A 17331-nucleotide genomic window follows, 5' to 3' on the forward strand; every position below is an offset into this window, starting at 1 on the left:
CGGGGTCTGACAATCGGCTCCGGAGGCGGGTCACGGCCCCGGCTACGGGACCGTGCGGGAGACCACGAACACCATCGGATACTCCGGGTCGGACAGGTTGACGACCACGTCCTGGGTGGGTGCCGGGTTCTTCTGCTCGTGGGTCAGGCCCCACCAGGGGCCGGGGCCGTCGAAGGTCCAGCCGCTGACCTTCCGGTCGCGTTCGCCTACGGTGACGTCGTCCTTCTTCAGCTGGTCCCGGCGCACGCCCATGGCCTCCAGGAAGCTGTCCAGGCCGGCGGGGTTGGTGCGGAACTGCACGTAGAGGCGGCTGGTCTTCCAGTTGTTCGTCTCGTAGTAGGCGACCTCGTCGGCGGGGTGCGGGACGGTCACCTGGTAGAGGCGGCGCTGCACCTTCGACGGCCACCCCGAGGTGAGGCCGGTCGCCGAGTACTTCGCCTCCTTGTCCTTGCCGCTGTTGCGGCTCTGGTTCGCGGAGATCACCAGGTAGCCGGCCGGGACGCCGATGAGCAGCACGATGATCAACAGGGTGAGCGCCCGGCGCTTGGCCTTGTGGCGCGGGTCCTCGGCGGGCCGCTGTGGCTCGTCGGGCGGGCCGCCCTGGTGGGGCAGCGACGGCGTCATGCGGTGTCCTGGTCGCGGCGGGCCTGGGCGTACCGCTCGTACCGCTCGTACCGCTCCACCCGGCGCCGCTTGGCCCGCCGGAACCGGCGGGCGACCAGCCGGGCCAGGTCGGCGGCGCCCACCATGCCCGCCTCGGGGCCGAGCTGGGCACGGGTGATGCGGGCCTCGGGGCGGTAGCCGCGGCCGGTGAGGTGCCGCTTGAAGGCGTCCCGGGCGGGGCCGATGAGCAGGTCGTCGGCTGCCGAGACACCGCCGCCGATCACGAAGCAGGAAGGGTCGAGGGCGGCGGCGAGGTTGGCGATGCCGACGCCGAGCCACTGGCCGATGTCCTGGAGGAGCTCCACGCACATCGCGTCGCCCTCGCGGGCCAGCTCGGTGATCATCGGGCCGGTGATGTCGCCGATGTTGCCCTTGACGTGCTCGATGATCCCGTAGGCGACCGGCGAGTCGGCGGCGGCCAGCTCGCGCGCCTCCCGGACCAGCGCGTTGCCGGAGCTGTACTGCTCCCAGCAGCCGCGGTTGCCGCACGGGCAGCGGTGTCCGCCGGGGACGACCTGCATGTGGCCGAACTCGCCGGCGACGCCGAACTTGCCGCGCTTGACCTGGCCGTCCTCCAGGATGGCGCCGCCGATGCCGGTACCGAGGGTGATCATGACGAGGTGGTCCTCGCCGCGGCCGGCGCCGAAGCGCCACTCCGCCCAGGCGGCCGTGTTGGCGTCGTTGTCCACGAGGACCGGTACGGAGAGCCGGCTGGCGAGGCGGTCGCGCAGCGGTTCGTTGCGCCAGGACAGGTGGGGGGCGAACAGCACGCGGTTGCGGTCGGCGTCGACCCAGCCGGCGGCGCCGATGCCGACCGCGTGCACGTCGTGCCGGTCGGACAGGTCCAGCACCAGCTCGACGATGGTGTCCTCGACGACCTTGGGGCTCTTGGACTTGTCCGGGGTCTCCGTGCGGAGCTTCTCCAGGATGTTGCCGTCGGCGTCCACGACGCCCGCCATGACCTTGGTGCCGCCGATGTCGATGCCGACGGTGGGCACACGGGGTGCGGTCAGGTGTGACCGGCGCTCTCGTGTGCCCACGGTGCGCAGGACCGGGGCTCGGCGGGAGCCGATGGGGGCGGTGAGGTCGCGGTAGGTGCTCATCGGCCTTGATTCTGCCTCACCGCGCGGGCGGGTGCCGTGCGGGGCGGGGGGACTGCGTGATCAACGCCGGGTGCGGGTCCGTCGTGGTCGGTCACGCAGTTCCTCGCGCCCCTCAGCCTCGTTGCAGTTCGTGGCGGAGGGCGTCGAGGTCGGATCCTCCGGCCATCTGCTGCGTCAGCTCGTCCAGGGTGATCTCGTCCCGTGTGTGATTGCCCACCATTGTGCCGCGCCTCAACAACACGAACCTGTCCCCCACCAGGTACGCGTGATGCGGGTTGTGGGTGATCAAGACAACGCCCAGGCCCTCGTCCCGTGCGGCCGCCACATATTTGAGGACCACACCGGACTGCTTGACTCCCAGTGCGGCCGTCGGCTCGTCCAGGACCAGCACCTTCGCACCGAAGTGGACCGCCCGCGCGATGGCGACACACTGGCGCTCGCCACCCGACAGCGTGCCGATGGGCTGGTCGACGTCCCGCAGGTCGATGCCCATGCGGAGCAGCGCCTCGCGGGTGGTGCGGCGCATGAAGTCGGTGTCCAGGCGCTTGAAGGGACCGGCGCCCTTGCGGGGCTCGGAGCCGAGGAAGAAGTTGCGCCAGACCGGCATGAGGGGGACGACGGCCAGGTCCTGGTAGACCGTGGCGATGCCCCGGTCCAGGGCCTCGCGCGGGGAGGAGAGGGTCGTCTCCTCGCCCTCGACGCGCAGGATGCCGCCGTCGTGCCGGTGCAGGCCCGCGATGATCTTGATCAGGGTGGACTTGCCCGCGCCGTTGTCGCCGAGGACGCAGGTGATCTCACCCGCGTGCACCTCCAGCGAGACCCCTTCGAGGGCGCGGACGGTGCCGTAGTGCTTGCTGACGTCGGTCAGTTCGACGAGTGTCACTTGGTGGCCTCCGCGCGCTTGCGGACCCAGGCGTTGAGCAGGGTCGCGAGGAGCAGCATCGCTCCGAGGAAGAACTTGAACCAGTCCGGGTTCCACTCGGCGAAGACGATGCCCTTGCTGGTCATGCCGAACAGCAGCGCGCCGACGGCCGAGCCGACCGCGCTGCCGTGGCCGCCGGTGATCAGACAGCCGCCGATGACGGCCGCGATGATGTAGATCAGCTCGTTGCCGACGCCCTCGCCGGACTGGACGGCGTCGAAGGAGAAGAGCAGGTGCTGGCCGGAGATCCAGGCGCCGAACGCGACGCCCATGTAGAGGCCGATCTTGGTCCGGGCGACCGGGACGCCGACCGCGCGGGCCGCGTCCTCGTTGCCGCCGACGGCGAAGATCCAGTTGCCGGTGCGGGTGCGCAGCAGGATCCAGGAGGCGAGGGCGACGAGGCCCAGCCACCACAGGATGGTGACCTTGATGTCGACGCCGCCGACGTCGATCGTCGAGGCGAACACGGCGTGGGCGCTCGTGAAGCCCTCCATGTCGGCGATGGTCTTGGTGGAGACCGTGCCGTCGATCAGCTTGGTGAAGCCGAGGTTCATGCCGGTCAGCATCAGGAAGGTGCCCAGCGTGATGATGAAGCTGGGCAGCTTGGTGCGGGTGAGCATGAAGCCGTTGAAGGCGCCGACGGCCAGCGTGACCAGCAGGGACACGCCCACGCCGACCCAGGTGTTCGCCGTCATCTGGTAGCTGAACATCGAGGAGACCAGCGCGGACGACGTCACGAGGACGCCCGCCGAGAGGTCGAACTCGCCACCGATCATCAGCAGGGCCACGGGTACGGCCATGATCCCGATGGTCGAGGAGGCGTACAGGACCGTGCTGAGGCTGGTGGCGCGCAGGAAGCCGTCGGCGGCGAAGGCGAAGAAGACGAAGACGGCGAGGGCGCCGACGACCGAGCCCAGTTCCGGGCGGGCCAGCAGCTTCCGCAGCGGGGAGGTCTGCAGAATCCTTTCGTCAAGCAGTTTCTCGTCCGTGACCGCGCTCATCGGGTGCCCCGCTCGGTGTACTCCGCGAGGGCGGACGCCTGGTCCTTGGTGATGATCTGCGGGCCGGTCAGCACCGGCCGGCCGCCGCCGAGGACATCGCCGTTGTACTTGTACAGCCACAGCAGGTCGACGGCCTGGTAGCCCTGGAGGTACGGCTGCTGGTCCACGGCGAAGCCGAGGGTGCCGTTCTTCAGCGAGGCCGCCACCTTGGCGTTGAGGTCGAAGGTGTCGATCTCGGCCTTGCTGCCCGCGTCCGTCCGCGCCTTCACGGCGGTGTCGGCGTAGGGCGCGCCGAGGGTGACCACGGAGTCGATGGACGTGTCGGCCTGGAGCTTGGCCTCGATCGCGGACTGCACGTCGGGCATGTTGGTGCCGTTGACGTAGAGCTTGCGCAGCGTGCCGTGGAAGGTCTTCGCGACGCCGTCGCAGCGCTGCTCGTGGCCGACGTTGCCCTGCTCGTGGAGCACGCACAGGGCCTTCTTCCTGCCCCGCTTGTTCAGCTCCTCGCCGACGGCCTCGCCGGCGACGGTCTCGTCCTGGCCGATGTGGGTGAGGGCGCCGAAGGCCTTCGACTCCTCCGAGCCGGAGTTCACGGTGATCACCGGGATGCCGGCCTTCTCCGCACGGGCCACGGCGGCCTTCATGGCGTCCGGCTTGGCGAGGGTGACGATGATGCCGTCGACCTTCTTGTCCACGGCAGCGTCCACGAGCTGGGCCTGCTGCTGGGCCTCGTCGTCGTGCGAGTAGAGGAAGTTGATGTTGTCCTTGACGGCGGCCTGCTTGGCGCCGCTCTGGACGATGTCCCAGAAGGTGTCGCCGTCCCCCGAGTGGGTGATCATCGCGAAGGTCCAGCGCGGAGTGTTCACCGCCGCCCTGCCCTGGGCGGCGGCGGCCTTGCGGGCGTCCTCCGCCCGCTTGCCTCCGGTGCTGCTGCATCCCGCCAGGGACACGGAGAGTGCCCCCGCCAGCGCTATGCCTACCCAGGTCCGAAACCGTGCCACGAGGCCGTGCCCTTCTTGCCGTGTTCGTACATACGCGAGGGGCCGTCGATCGCGTCAGCGGCCCCAAACGCTCCAGTATCGAACACGCGGAACACCCATGACATGACCGGGGAGCCCCCACGGGTCGCATTGTCCGGACATTGCGACGAAGGCGGTCGGTCGGTCAGGGGCGTACGAGGAGCTGGAACTCGAAGGAGTAGCGGCTCGGACGGTAGGTGTGGTCGCCGAACTCCACCGCGCGGCCGGTGTCGTCGAAGGTGGTGCGCTGCATGGTGAGCAGCGGGGCACCCTCGGCCTCGCCGAGCCGCTCGGCCTCGCTGGCCGTCGCGCTGCGGGCGCCGATGGACTGGCGGGCGCTGTGCAGGGTGATCCCGGCGGAGCGCATCAGCCGGTACAGGCCGGTGGCCTCCAGTTGGCCGGTGTCCAGGTCGAGCAGGCCGGGCGGCAGGTGGTTGATCAGGTACGCCATCGGCTCGCCGTGCGCGAGGCGCAGCCGCTCGATGCGGTGGACGTCACCGCCCTCCGCGACCCCCAGCGCGGCGGCGACCGCGGCGGAGGCCGGGACGACCGTGTTGACCAGCACCTTCGTCGCGGGGCGCTGGCCGGCCGCCTCCAGGTCGTCGTAGAGGCTGCTCAGTTCCAGCGGGCGCTTGACCTGGCTGTGCACGACCTGGGTGCCCACGCCCCGGCGCCGCACGAGGAGGCCCTTGTCGACGAGGGACTGGATGGCCTGGCGGACGGTCGGCCGGGACAGCCCGAGCCGCGCGGCCAGCTCGATCTCGTTGCCGAGCAGGCTGCCCGGGGTGAGGCTGCCGTGCTCGATGGCGGCCTCCAGCTGCTGGGAGAGCTGGAAGTACAGCGGCACCGGGGAGCTACGGTCCACGCGGAGGTCGAGCGACACGGTCGGGTCCACATCTGGTTTCGGCACGGCCCCGAGCGTAGCCCTGTGCCCGGTTGACGGGAAGTCGTGTAGTCCGGTTGTCCGGACATATGCATTGACAGCGTACGGGGTCCGCCCTCACTTTGTTTCCATGCGCATCGGGGTCATCGGTACGGGCCGCATCGGCACCCTTCACGCGAGGACGCTCAGCCGCCACCGCGAGGTCGGATCCCTGATCCTGACGGACACGGACCCGGCGCGGGCGCAGTCGCTGGCGCACCGGCTGGGCGAGACGGCGGCGCCGGGCGTGGACGAGATCTTCCGGTGGGGCGTGGACGCGGTGGTGATCACCACGGCGACGGCGGCCCACGCCGAACTCATCGGCCGGGCGGCCCGCTCGGGCCTGCCGGTCTTCTGCGAGAAGCCCATCGCGCTGGACCTGCCGGGCACGTTGCACGCGCTCGCCGAGGTGGAGACGGCCGGGACGGTTCTGCAGATGGGCTTCCAGCGGCGGTTCGACGCGGGGTACGCCGGCGCCCGTGAGGCGGTCCGCGCGGGCCGGCTCGGCCGGCTGCACACCGTCCGGGCCCTGACCTGCGACCAGTCCCCGCCGCCGGTGGAGTGGCTGCCGCTGTCCGGCGGGCTGTTCCGGGACACGCTGATCCACGACTTCGACGTGCTGCGCTGGGTGACGGGCCGCGAGGTGACCGACGTGTACGCCGCCGGCTCGGACCGCGGTCCCGCGATGTTCCGGGAGGCCGGGGACGTCGACACGGGCGCGGCGCTGCTCACGCTGGACGACGGCACCCTGGCCACGGCGACGGCGACCCGGCTGAACGGCGCCGGCTACGACGTCCGCATGGAACTGGCCGGGGAGCGCGACACGGTGGTGGTGGGCCTGGACGACCGTACGCCCCTCGCGTCCACCGAGCCGACCGGTCCGCCGCCCGCGGACAAGCCGTGGACGGGCTTCCTGGAGCGGTTCGGCCCCGCCTACGAGGCAGAACTGAACGCCTTCGTGGACGTGGTGCGCGGCGAACGGCCCAACCCGTGCGACGGCCGGGAGGCGCTCCAGGCACTGCGCATCGCCGAGGCCTGCGAACGCTCTCGCCACGAGCGCCGTCCGGTGGCACTCGCCGAGGTGCCGGGTGGGGCGGGGACGCTGTAGGGCCGAGCGGTACGACGCCGACGCCCGGGCGGGCGAGCTGGGCACGCTGTACGGCCGAGCGGTACAACGCCGACGCCGGGGCGGGCGAGCTGGGCACAGCGCTCGGCCGGCGGGGGCGCGTACGCCGTCGCGGGGGGGGCAGCCCTGATGCGGCTGAGGGCCGCACGCCTTCGCCGCCGGGCGGAGCCTTGGTACGGCCGAGAGCCCCCGCGCCGTCACCGCGAGGAGGCACCGGCATGAGCGAGACCCACGCCGTCACCCCAGGCAGCCCCCGGCACGACCGAACGCCCACGCCGTCACTCCCAGGCAGCCCCCTGACATCGCCGACAGTACGACGCCGCCACCGCCAGGCAGAGCCCGGTACGACTGAAGGCCGCACGCCGTCACCCCCCAGGCAGAGCCCCGGTACAACCAAGGTCCCTGCACCGGTTGCGGTCGGCGCGTGGTGCGGGCCGTCACCAGCGGACCGGCAGGGTTCTCACGCCTCGTATGAGCATGCCCGGCAGCCACTCCCCCGGCTCGCCGTCCAGGGTGAGGCCGGGAGCGCGGTCCAGGAGGGTGCCGAGGGCGATGCCGGCCTCCAGGCGGGCCAGGGGTGCGCCCAGGCAGTAGTGGATGCCGTGGCCGAAGGCGAGGTGGCCGCGGGTGTCGCGGCGGATGTCGAAGCGGTCCGGGTCGGCGTATCGGGCGCCGTCGCGCTGGGCGGCGGTGAGGCCGATCAGCACGTCGTCGCCCCGTCCGATCCTGGTGCCCGCGATCTCCAGCGGCTCGGCGGCGAACCGGTACGTCGCGTTCTCCACCGGCCCCTCCCAGCGCAGGGTCTCCTCCACCGCGCCGTCGAGGAGGGTCATGTCGGCGCGCAGGGCCGCCAGTTGGGCGGGATGGGTGAGCAGCGCGAGGACGGCGTTGCCGATGAGGTTGACCGTGGTCTCGTGGCCCGCGATGAGCAGCAGGTAGGCCATGCCGCGCAGCTCGTCCATCGAGAGCCGGTCGCCGTCCTCGGCGGTGGTGCGGATCAGGTCGCTGAGCAGATCGCCCGTGGGGCCCGCGCAGCGCTTGTCCTCGATCAGCTCGGTGAGGTACTCGGCGAGGCGGACGGTCGCCGCGTGTTCGGAGTCCGCGCCGCTCGGCGCGACCACCTCCGTGGAGATCTTCCGGAACTCCGCGCGGTCCATCTCGGGCACGCCGAGCAGCTCGCAGATGACCGTGATGGGCAGCGGGTAGGCGAGGGAATCGATGAGGTCGGCGCGGCCCCGCGGCAGCATGTCGTCGAGCAGCTCGTCGGTGATCTGCTGGATCCGCGGGCGCAGCCGCTCGACCCGGCGCATGGTGAAGGCGCGCGCGACGAGGCCGCGCAGGCGCGTGTGCTGCGGCGGGTCGGCGACGAGCAGGTACTTGCCGATGAGCTGCTCGTCCAGGGGGACGAAGCCCGTCTTGGCGCTGTCCTTGGCCAGCCGTTGGTCGGCGAGGGCGGCCCGGGCCTCCTCGTACCCCACGACCAGCCAGGTCTCCCAGGCTCCGCCCGGCATGGCGAGGCGGACCCGGTGGACGGGGCCCCGCTCGCGCAGCCGCGCGTACACCGGGTGCGGGTCCCGGCGGAGCGCGTCGCCGAACTCCGTCAGGTCGATCACTCGTTCCATGTCTCCCCCTGTGGACTGCCCCGAGGTCCCGGACAGCGGCCGGTACCCGGAACAACGCGCACGGTGCCCGAGTAGTGCCCGCCGATCAGTACGTGTCGCCCGTGCCCGCCGCCCGGTGCCCGTCGTCGGCGTCCTCCAACAGCCCCGCGTCATAGGCGAGCAGGGCGATCTGGACCCGGTTGTCCAGGCCGAGCTTGGCGAGGACGCGGGAGACGTGGGCCTTGACGGTGGCCACGCTGAGGAAGAGCTCTGCGGCGATCCGGGCGTTGGCGAGGCCGCGGCCGACGGCGACGGCGACCTCGCGTTCGCGGTCGTTGAGGACGGCGAGCCGTTCGCGTGCGCGGGTCTGCCGGGCGTCGGCTGCGGTACCGGCCGCGTGCCGCATCAACTGCCGGGTGACGGCGGGCGACAGCACCGGGTCGCCGGCCGCGACCCGGCGCACGGCGTCGACGATCTCGGCGGGCGGGGTGTCCTTCAGCACGAAGCCGGCGGCTCCGGCGCGCAGTGCGTGCAGCACCTGTTCGTCGGCGTGGAAGGTGGTGAGCACGACCACCTGCGGCGCGTCCGGCCGCGCGCGCAGCCGTCGCGTCGCGGTGATCCCGTCCACCGCCGGCATGCGCAGGTCCATCAGGACGACGTCCGGCCGGGCCCGTCGCACCAGTTCCTCGGCCTCCGCGCCGTCGGCGGCCTCCCCGACGATCTCGATGTCCTCGGCCCCGCCGATCATCAGCGCCAGACCGGCGCGCACCAGGGGGTCGTCGTCCACGAGGAGGAGTCTGATCGGCGTCGCAGTCATGGGGTCACGTAATCACGGGTGGGGAGTCGGGGCGGCGGGAACGGCCGGGAGTCAGGGGCACGCGCGCGCGTACGCCGGCATCCCTCAGCCCCGCGGCCACGGCAGCCACCCCCGCACCGCGAACCCCCCGTCAGGGCGCGTGCCGTGTTCCAGGTGTCCGCCCGCCAGCGTGGCCCGTTCCCGCAGGCCGATCAGGCCCTGGCCGGAGCCGGGGACGGGCGGGACCTCGGCGGGTGGGGCGGGGTTGGCGACCGTGATCGTCAGGCCGTCGCCGGGCGTGCCGGTGAGGCGGACGGTGACCTCGGTGCCGGGGGCGTGCTTGCGGGCGTTGGTGAGGGCCTCCTGGGCGATGCGGTACGCGGTGCGGCCGACGGAGGCGGGGACGACGGCCGGCTCGGCGACACGGTGGTCGAGGGTGACCTTCATGCCGGCCTCGCGGCACTCGGCGACGAGGGCGTCCAGCGCGGCCAGCGTCGGCTGGGGACGCCCGCCGGACGGCTCCTCGGTCTCCCCGGCCCGCAGGACGCCGATGATCTCGCGCAGGTCCTGCAGGGCCTCGTGGGCGCTCTCCCGGATCACCCCGGCGGCCCGCGCTATCTCCTCGCGGGGCGCGTCCGGCCGGAACTCCAGGGCGCCCGCGTGCACGCTGAGGAGGGTGAGCCGGTGGGCGAGCACGTCGTGCATCTCCCGGGCGATGGCCTCGCGGGCCAGCCGCTGCGCCTGCTCGGCGCGGAGCCGGGCCTCGGTCTCCGCCCGGTGCGCCCGGTCCCTGAGGCTCAGCATCAGCATCCGCTTGGAGCGGACGAACATGCCCCAGCCGGTGACGGACACGGTCAGCAGCGTGGTGAACGCGACGACGCCGGCGTAGGGCAGGTCGGGGTCGGGCCGCACCCAGTAGAACAGCGGGATGAGCGCGAGGTCGACGCCGCCGATCCAGGCGACGTACCGGAAGGGCCGGTGGACGGCGAGCGTGAACAGGGCGACCATCGCGGCGCCGCCCGAGCTGTTGGACAGCAGACCGACCGGGATCATCGCGACGGCGAGCCCGACGGGCCACCGGCGGCGCAGCCAGACCGCGCCGCAGGAGAGGGCGCCCAGCGTCTGGTCGAGGACGGCGAGGGAGTGCGGCAGGCCGGGTTCCTCGGACAGCCCCTGGGCGGCCGCCAGGCCGAGGACGACGGCCAGGAGGAAGCAGGAGAAGTCGACGACCCAGTCGCGCGCCGTGCGCCGCGGCCGTCGGCCCGGGGCCCCGGCATCCGGGTCCAGCTCGTGGACGAGGGCGGAGGGGAACAGCCACCGGCGGCCGGTGAACCCCCTCGGCGCCCAGGCCTGTTCGTCTTCGGTCACGGTCGGCAAATCTACGCACGGAACGCGCCCCGCCGCCGTCCCGCGCCCGGATCGCCGACCGAACGACCGGGAACCGTCGACCGAAGTCGCACCCCGAAGGACTTTCGGTGCCGCCCACCCGGTGCGGGCACAGTCTTTCGACGCCGTGTGCCCGCCCTGCGGCCGATGCGCGGGGAGGGGCCGCGCGGCAACAGTCGTAGCGTGAAACAGGTACTGGAATTCCTCGGATTCATCGCCCTGGTGCAGGGCGCACTGGGCCTGGTGCACGAGTTCACCGACTGGCATGTGGGTCTCGTGCAGCGGATCGGCTTCCTCGACGGTTACGAGGTCTACGCGAGCGTCGCGCTCCTGCTGCTGGCGTTCGCCCTGTTCGCCGCCGCGGAGAGCCAGGGGGACTGAGACGCCGGGCGCCAGGTCAACTCCCCGAAAGCTCCCCCGACTTCACGGGAAATTCTCCAGAGTTGTCATTGACATGCCACCTTCTACGCGCGTCATCATGAGGCCATGAGATTCCCCCCACGGATCACACGCGTCGGCGCCGCGGCCGCTGTCCTGTCCGCCCTCCTCGTCGGCGGCACCGTCACCGCCACCCCGGCGGCCGCCGCGGTCGGCAGCATCTGCTACAGCGACCTGCCGTCACAGGCGTACGACACGCTCGACCTGATCGAGCGGGGCGGGCCGTTCCCGTACGCGCAGGACGGCACCGTCTTCCAGAACCGGGAAGGCGTCCTGCCCAGCCGGTCGTCCGGCTATTACCACGAGTACACGGTGATCACCCCGGGCTCGTCCACGCGCGGCGCCCGACGCATCGTCACCGGCGACGAGTACCAGGAGGACTACTACACCTCCGACCACTACGCCACGTTCGACCTGGTCGATTTCGGCTGCTGACGTCCGACCCGGCCGCCTCGCCCCGTGTACCCCCCACGGAGAACCGGGACGCGGGGCGAGGCGGCCGACGAGTTCGCGCGGACGCCGTTCCTCGGGACTACGCCTCCTTGTGGCTGAGCAGGATGTCCACTCCGGCCTGGCCGCCGTCCACGGTGACCTGCGTGGCCACCGGCGCGTAGCCGGAGGCGATCACGGTGTACTGCTCGCCGGCGAGGTCGGTGAAGGAGTAGCCGCCGTCGACGCTCGTGGTGCGTGTCCCGACGACGTTTCCCGCCGCGTCGATCAGGGTCACCCGGGCGTCCTCCAGCGCCCGTCCGTCCTGCGTGTGCACCGTCCCCCACAGGGTCGCCGCGGTGGACAGCCGGACGTCGCAGCGGGTGTTCTCGGCGGAGACGGTGGCCGGCACGGCGGCCGGGCGGTGGCCGGGCGCGCTGACGCTGAGCGTGTAGTCCCCGGGCGGCAGATCGTCGATCCGGTAGCCGCCGCCCGTACCGGTGGTCGCGGAAGCCGCCACGTCACCGTGCTGATCGGTGGCCACCACCAGTGCGCCGGAAAGCACCTGCCCGTCCCCGCCGCGCACCGTGCCGGCCACGCCGCCCGGGCTGGGCAGGAGCACGAGGTCGTGGAGGGCGGGTGTGCCGTCCAGGGTCAGCGTGGCGACCTGCGGCTGGTATCCGGACGCCGAGCCGATCAGGACCAGGCTGCCGCGCTCGGGAACGTCCACCGTGTCCACCGCGTACGAGCCGTCCTCCCGGGAGGCGGTCCGGGCCAGTTGGTGACCCGCCGTGTCCAGCACGGTGATCGCGGTACGGGGGACGGGTACGCCCGCACGGTCCCGCACCTGTCCGCGGATGGCGGCCTCGACGGCGGGCGCCGGCAGGGGCGCGGCCGTCGCCTCGGCACCGGCGCCGGGTACGGTCTCGGTGGCAGGCACGGCCTCGGCGCCGGGTACGGTCTCGGTGGCAGGCACGGCCTCGGCGCCGGGTACGGTCTCGGTGGCAGGCGGCGCCTCGGCCTGGGCCCGCCCCTCGGCGTCCTCCGTGCGCAGGGCCGCCCTCTTCCTGGCGCGGAACAGCAGCACGGTGACGAGCACGGCGAAGGCGAAGAAGCCGGCCGACCACCAGTAGGCGACGGTGTAGCTGTGCAGCGCCGCGTTCGCCTTGACCAGGGGGTCGGTCAGGTGGTGCTTCGCGTAGTCGGTGGCCGCGCTGGTGGCCAGGGTGTTCAGCAGCGCGGTGCTGATCGAACCGCCGACCTGCTGGGTGGTGTTGACGGCTGCCGAGGCCACGCCCTGGTCGCTCGCCCGCACTCCCAGGGTGGCGTAGCTCATCGCCGCGGGCATCGACATGCCGAGGCCCGCGCCCAGCAGCAGCAGCGGCGGCAGCACATGCGGCGCGTAGCTGCTGTGCAGGCCGAGGCGTGTCAGCCAGACCATGCCGCCCACGGCCAGCAGCAAGCCGGTGGGTACGACGATCTTGGGCCCGATCCTCGGCACCAGCCAGTTGGTGGAGAGCTGCGCCATCACCATCAGCGCGGCGACCATCGGCAGGAAGGCCACGCCGTTCTTCACCGGCGAGTAGCCCAGCGTCGACTGGAGGTAGTAGGTGAGGAAGAGGAAGACGCCGAACATCCCGGCGGAGGAGATGAGCACGGTCGACAGGGCGGCGGCGCGGTCGCGGTCGGCCAGGACGCGCAGGGGCAGGACGGGGTGCTTCGCACGGGTCTGCCAGAGGAAGAACGCCACCAGCAGGAGGCCACCCGCCGCGAGGAAGCCCCAGGTCATCCAGTTGTCCCAGTCGTGCGTCTCGGCGTTGGCGAAGCCGTAGACGACACCGAACAGGCCGCCGGAGACCAGGACGGCGCCTAGGATGTCGAGCTTGGGCCGCTCGGCCGGGACGGACCGGCCGATGAGGACGGCCGCGCCGATCAGCGCGGGAATCGCGATGACGTCGTTGACGTACAGCGTCCAGCGCCAGTCGAGGTACTCGGTGAGCAGGCCGCCGAGGACCAGGCCGACGGCGGCGCCGGAGCCGGCGATGGCACCGAATATGCCGAACGCCTTGGCGCGTTCCTTCGGCTCGGTGAACGTCGTCGTCAGCAGGGAGAGCGCCGCCGGCGCGAGCAGGGCGCCGAACAGCCCCTGCACGGCACGCGCGACGACCAGCATGGTGAAGCCGTTGGCCGCGCCACCGACGGCGGAGGCGGCGGCGAAGCCGGCGATGCCGATGATGAAGGTCGTCTTGCGGCCGAAGAGGTCGGCGAGCCGGCCGCCGAGCAGCAGCAGGCTGCCGAAGGCCAGGGAGTAGGCGGTGACGATCCACTGCCGCCCGTTGTTGTCGAAGCCCAGGTCATGCTGGGCGGACGGCAGCGCGATGTTCACGATCGTGGCGTCGAGCACGACCATGAGCTGGGCGAGGCCGATCACGGCCAGTGCCCACCAGCGGTGCTTCGGTGAGGCATGGGTCTGGCCGGACGGCCCGGCCTGGACGGGGGCGACCGGGATGGCTTCCACGATGGAACTCCCTCGAGGGGCTCGGATTGCTCGGTTGTGCGTCAGCGCCGGCGGGACGACCGTGTCCCCGCGGCCATCGGTCCGAAACGGTTTCGTTCTGCAAAGGTAGGCAATCGCCCAGCGAAACTCAAACGTTTCGATCAACCCCTGGGAGATGTGTGACAGGTCACAGACCAGGGAATCGACCAGGCTTTCGGATCGGCGGCGCTCCAGTCGTTGACGGACGGGCCGGCTTCGCGGCAGTCGCAGACTCGATGCTGTTCCCCCGCCTCGGCCACATGGCCACCGACCCGGACCCGCGGCGGCTCCTCGCGCGGATCGGGCCCATGCCCGCCGGACCGGCCGTCCAGGCCACGACGGACGTGCGCCACCTGCCCGGTGGCGGTGGGCGCGCTGGTCATCGGCGGGGCGGGGCTGTGATGCCGTGACACGTGAGCGCTCATGCGGCACGCGGTGGGCGACGGCCGAGCCGTGCTCGTGTCAGTCTGCCGCCCCGCGTCCCCACGCCGTCCCCACGAGCACCAGCGCGCCGCCCGCCAGACCGAGTGCGCCGAGCCGGTCGCCGCCCAGCGCGATGCCGGCGCCGGCGGCCCACAGCGGCTCGGTGCCGAGCAGCAGGCTGACCCGGGAGGGGGAGGTGCGGCGGACGGCCCACATCTGCACGAAGAAGGCGAACACCGTGCACAGGGCCGACAGGAACAGCAGCCCCGCCCACTCCCGCGCGCCGAAGTCCCTCGCGGCCGTCCACGGCGCCGGTCCGCCGCCGGCGGCCGACAGCAAGGCGAAGACGGCGACGGCGGTGCCGAGCTGGACCGTCGTCAGGGGCAGCGCGTCGGCGTCCTGTACGGCCCTGATCCGGGACATGGCCAGGACGTGCACGGTGCGGGCGCACGCGGCGAGCAGCATCAGCAGGTCGCCGAGGGAGGGCCGGGTGAAGCCGGCGCCCTGGGTGAGCAGGACGACGCCCAGCACCGACAGGGCCGCCGCGCCGAGGAAGGACGGCGTGGGCCGGGTGCGGGTGACGGCGGCCTCGGCGAGCGGGGTGAGGACCATGGTGAGGCTGATGATCAGACCCGCGTTGGTCGCCGAGGTGTGCACCACCCCGTACGTCTCCAGCAGGAAGATCCCGGCGAGGATCAGCCCGAGCAGGGCCGCACCGCGCCACTGCGCGCCGGTGAGCGCGCGCAGGGCCCGGCGGCCGGCGACGGCCAGGGCGGGCAGCGCGAGGGCGAACCTCAGCACCAGGACGGCGAGCACCGTCCCGGCGGTGGTGATCTCCTTCGCCGCGAGGTAGCTGGCGCCCCAGCAGACCGCGACGAGCAGCACGGGAAGATCGGTGTGCCAGGCCCGGCGGGGCACGAGCGCGGCGGGCACGGCGAGCGAGGACATCGGTGCGGCTCTCCCGGTCTCCGGACATGGGGTGCGGAGACATCGGCGGCTCGCACGGGACGCGCCCACCGTACCGACGCCGACGATCTTCGGCCAGGTCTTTCGGGCCCGGACAGAACGAGGCGGCGGCCCGGCGAGGCAGCCACCGGCGGGAGTCGGCGTGGGTGTGGCACCACCACGGGATCCTCGCCGTCTGGCGCGAGGACTTCGCGAGCGCCGCCGAGCTGCTCGCGCGGGCGCGCACCGAGTTCCGCGCGCAGGGCTGCCTCGACGCGGCCTACGAATGCCGGGTCAAGTCCGCCATCGCGCATGCCTACGGAGGTGAGGCCGCCGCGGCCGACGAGGCGTGCGGCGAGGTCGAGGCGGCCGCCCGAGCCCACAAGGAGTCTTGGCTGCACGGCATGGCCCTGCTCGCCCGCGCCCTGCCGGCCCGGCGCGCGGACGCGCCCGCCGACGCTATCGCGCACGCCAGGGCGGCCATCGCCCGGCTGCGCCCGTTCCAGGACTGGTGGGACGTGGCCATGTGCGGGGAGGTCATCGCGTGGAGCACCCAGGACGCCCCGCGACGCGCGGCCCGGCTCCTGGGCGTGCTGCACATGTTGCGGGAGTCACTGGGCGGGCGGCTCGGCTCGGCACCGTTCATGCGCGCGCAGCATCTGCGCTTCGAAGCCGCGGTACGAAAGGCGCTGCCCGCCGCCTTCGACCGGGAGTTCCGCCGCGGAGCACGCGCCAGCGTGGACGAGGCGATGGCCTACGTCCTGGATGACGCGGCCGGGGCGCCGGGCCTGACGCAGCGCGAGAGCCAAGTCGCGGAGCTGGTCGCCGGGGGCCTCACCAATAAGGACATCGCCGCGCGCCTGACGATCGCTCAGCGCACCGCGGAGAACCACGTCGAACGCATCCTGGACAAGCTGGGGTTCACCTCGCGCACGCAGCTGGCGGTGTGGACATACGAGCAGCGCGACGAACCCGCCGGGAGCTGAGGGCGGTCAGGGCTCACAGGGCAAGCGCCACGAGGCTCAACGGCGTCCGGCAGGCGCCCCGCACCCCGGCACGCCGACACGTGCGGGCGAGTGCGCCCGGGGAGCTGCCCACGCTGCACAAGATCACGTGAAGGGCGGGAACCGGTGGCGCCGGGCCGTCGGGGCGGTGCCAACTGGGGCCGTCCGCTCGATCAGAACGAGCACGGCGTACGGAAGAAGAGCCACCGGCCAGGGCCACGGCCACCGCGCCGGGGCCATGGGGTGGGTCGTGCACGTGAGGGGAAGTCGTCCTCCACCGCGGCCGCTCAGGCCCCTCCCGGGCTCGTGTCCAGTGCAGTCGGCCCGTGCGGGGGCGTCGTCGAGTAGCCACCCGAACGGTCCCGCCACGATTGGGCACAGGTACGGCGTGCCGCAGGCGGCGGGGGAACCGACGTGCTGGTGAAGACAGCCGTGGGGAGGCAGTTTCCGGGCGCCGGCCGGGGCGTCATTTCAGTTCCATGAGGACGTCGGCGCGGGCGTAGTAGTCGGTCACCGGGAGACGGTTGCGGGTGATCGTGACAAACCCGGCTTCCTCGTAGAGGTGGATGGCGGGAGCCAGTTTGCTGTTCGTGCCGAGGAACAGCCTGGTCCCACCGAGCGCCCGGGCGCGGTCGATCGCTGCGGTTATGAGTTGGCGGCCGATGCCGCGTCCCTGCGCGGCGGGGGCCACGGCCATCTTCGCCAGCTCGAACACGGCGTGCGGGTAGGCCAGGAGGGCGACGCATCCGACGACGGTGCCGCTGCCCGGCTCGCGCGCCAGGAGCACGTCGCCGCCCGGGCCCACGATGCGGCCGAACGGATCTCCGAGAACCGCCCGGTCCTCGTCCTCCAGGGTGAACAGGCGCGAGATCCACTCCTCGTTCAACGCGCGGAACGCGTCGGCATCACGCTGTGAGGCGATCGAGGAGACCACGGTCGGGGCAGAGGTGTACGGCATGAGGCGGGTTCCCTTTCCGGTGAGCTTCCCGTCAGTAGCCTCCGCTCCTACCGACCCAT

General features: G+C 72.3%; 16 protein-coding genes. 4 read left to right on the forward strand and 12 right to left on the reverse strand.

Annotated elements, in window-relative coordinates:
* Window positions 1–42 precede the first annotated feature (42 nt).
* From OO52_RS22380 to OO52_RS22405, 6 genes are all read right to left on the reverse strand, one after another.
* On the reverse strand, window positions 43–624 hold the full coding sequence (locus OO52_RS22380) for a hypothetical protein (protein WP_030645552.1): 582 nt from the start codon (window positions 622–624) through the stop codon (window positions 43–45).
* Window positions 621–1766, reverse strand: coding sequence for an ROK family glucokinase (locus OO52_RS22385; protein WP_030645554.1), 1146 nt, complete (start codon window positions 1764–1766; stop codon window positions 621–623). Before OO52_RS22385 ends, OO52_RS22380 begins: the two co-directional genes overlap by 4 nt.
* 112 nt (window positions 1767–1878) lie before the next feature.
* The gene (locus tag OO52_RS22390) at window positions 1879–2649 is read right to left on the reverse strand and encodes an ATP-binding cassette domain-containing protein (RefSeq protein WP_030645555.1); all 771 of its coding nucleotides are present in this window, start codon (window positions 2647–2649) and stop codon (window positions 1879–1881) included.
* Window positions 2646–3689, reverse strand: a complete 1044-nt coding sequence (locus OO52_RS22395) for an ABC transporter permease (RefSeq protein WP_030645559.1) — start codon at window positions 3687–3689, stop codon at window positions 2646–2648. The genes OO52_RS22390 and OO52_RS22395 overlap by 4 nt, the downstream gene beginning before the upstream one ends.
* Complete coding sequence (locus tag OO52_RS22400) at window positions 3686–4690, reverse strand: sugar ABC transporter substrate-binding protein (RefSeq protein ID WP_030645561.1); 1005 nt, start codon at window positions 4688–4690, stop codon at window positions 3686–3688. The genes OO52_RS22395 and OO52_RS22400 overlap by 4 nt, the downstream gene beginning before the upstream one ends.
* A 163-nt stretch (window positions 4691–4853) precedes the next feature.
* Window positions 4854–5591: a GntR family transcriptional regulator gene (locus tag OO52_RS22405; protein ID WP_106972038.1), complete on the reverse strand. Its 738-nt coding sequence runs from the start codon at window positions 5589–5591 to the stop codon at window positions 4854–4856.
* A gap of 130 nt (window positions 5592–5721) precedes the next feature.
* Here OO52_RS22405 and OO52_RS22410 point away from each other — a divergent pair, with 130 nt between their 5' ends.
* Window positions 5722–6738, forward strand: coding sequence for a Gfo/Idh/MocA family protein (locus OO52_RS22410; RefSeq protein WP_030645567.1), 1017 nt, complete (start codon window positions 5722–5724; stop codon window positions 6736–6738).
* A gap of 455 nt (window positions 6739–7193) precedes the next feature.
* On the opposite strand, the gene OO52_RS22415 is transcribed toward OO52_RS22410, so the two are convergent.
* From OO52_RS22415 to OO52_RS22425, 3 genes are all read right to left on the reverse strand, one after another.
* Window positions 7194–8378, reverse strand: coding sequence for a cytochrome P450 family protein (locus tag OO52_RS22415; protein ID WP_030645568.1), 1185 nt, complete (start codon window positions 8376–8378; stop codon window positions 7194–7196).
* A gap of 85 nt (window positions 8379–8463) precedes the next feature.
* Complete coding sequence (locus tag OO52_RS22420; protein ID WP_030645569.1) at window positions 8464–9174, reverse strand: response regulator; 711 nt, start codon at window positions 9172–9174, stop codon at window positions 8464–8466.
* An 84-nt stretch (window positions 9175–9258) separates the two neighbouring features.
* Window positions 9259–10530 carry a sensor histidine kinase gene (locus tag OO52_RS22425; protein WP_030645571.1) on the reverse strand — a complete coding sequence of 424 codons (1272 nt, stop codon included), beginning with the start codon at window positions 10528–10530 and terminating at the stop codon, window positions 9259–9261.
* Window positions 10531–10722: 192 nt separating this feature from the next.
* On the opposite strand from OO52_RS22425, the gene OO52_RS22430 reads away from it, so the two are divergent.
* The gene (locus OO52_RS22430; protein ID WP_030645573.1) at window positions 10723–10920 is read left to right on the forward strand and encodes a hypothetical protein; all 198 of its coding nucleotides are present in this window, start codon (window positions 10723–10725) and stop codon (window positions 10918–10920) included.
* 105 nt (window positions 10921–11025) lie between these two features.
* Window positions 11026–11412 (forward strand): ribonuclease domain-containing protein, encoded by a 387-nt coding sequence (locus OO52_RS22435; RefSeq protein ID WP_030645574.1) that lies wholly within the window; start codon window positions 11026–11028, stop codon window positions 11410–11412.
* Window positions 11413–11509: 97 nt separating this feature from the next.
* Here OO52_RS22435 and OO52_RS22440 read toward each other — a convergent pair whose 3' ends face one another.
* Both OO52_RS22440 and OO52_RS22445 read right to left on the reverse strand, forming a co-directional pair.
* Window positions 11510–13924: an MFS transporter gene (locus OO52_RS22440; protein ID WP_030645577.1), complete on the reverse strand. Its 2415-nt coding sequence runs from the start codon at window positions 13922–13924 to the stop codon at window positions 11510–11512.
* Window positions 13925–14404: 480 nt separating this feature from the next.
* Window positions 14405–15313 (reverse strand): DMT family transporter, encoded by a 909-nt coding sequence (locus OO52_RS22445; protein WP_030645578.1) that lies wholly within the window; start codon window positions 15311–15313, stop codon window positions 14405–14407.
* Between the two features lie 164 nt (window positions 15314–15477).
* On the opposite strand from OO52_RS22445, the gene OO52_RS22450 reads away from it, so the two are divergent.
* Window positions 15478–16296, forward strand: a complete 819-nt coding sequence (locus tag OO52_RS22450) for a helix-turn-helix transcriptional regulator (protein WP_030645580.1) — start codon at window positions 15478–15480, stop codon at window positions 16294–16296.
* 484 nt (window positions 16297–16780) lie between these two features.
* Here OO52_RS22450 and OO52_RS22455 read toward each other — a convergent pair whose 3' ends face one another.
* Window positions 16781–17272, reverse strand: coding sequence for a GNAT family N-acetyltransferase (locus OO52_RS22455; RefSeq protein WP_030645582.1), 492 nt, complete (start codon window positions 17270–17272; stop codon window positions 16781–16783).
* Window positions 17273–17331 lie beyond the last annotated feature (59 nt).

Source organism: Streptomyces flaveolus (assembly GCF_000716535.1).
Classification (GTDB): Bacteria; Actinomycetota; Actinomycetes; order Streptomycetales; family Streptomycetaceae; genus Streptomyces; species Streptomyces flaveolus_A.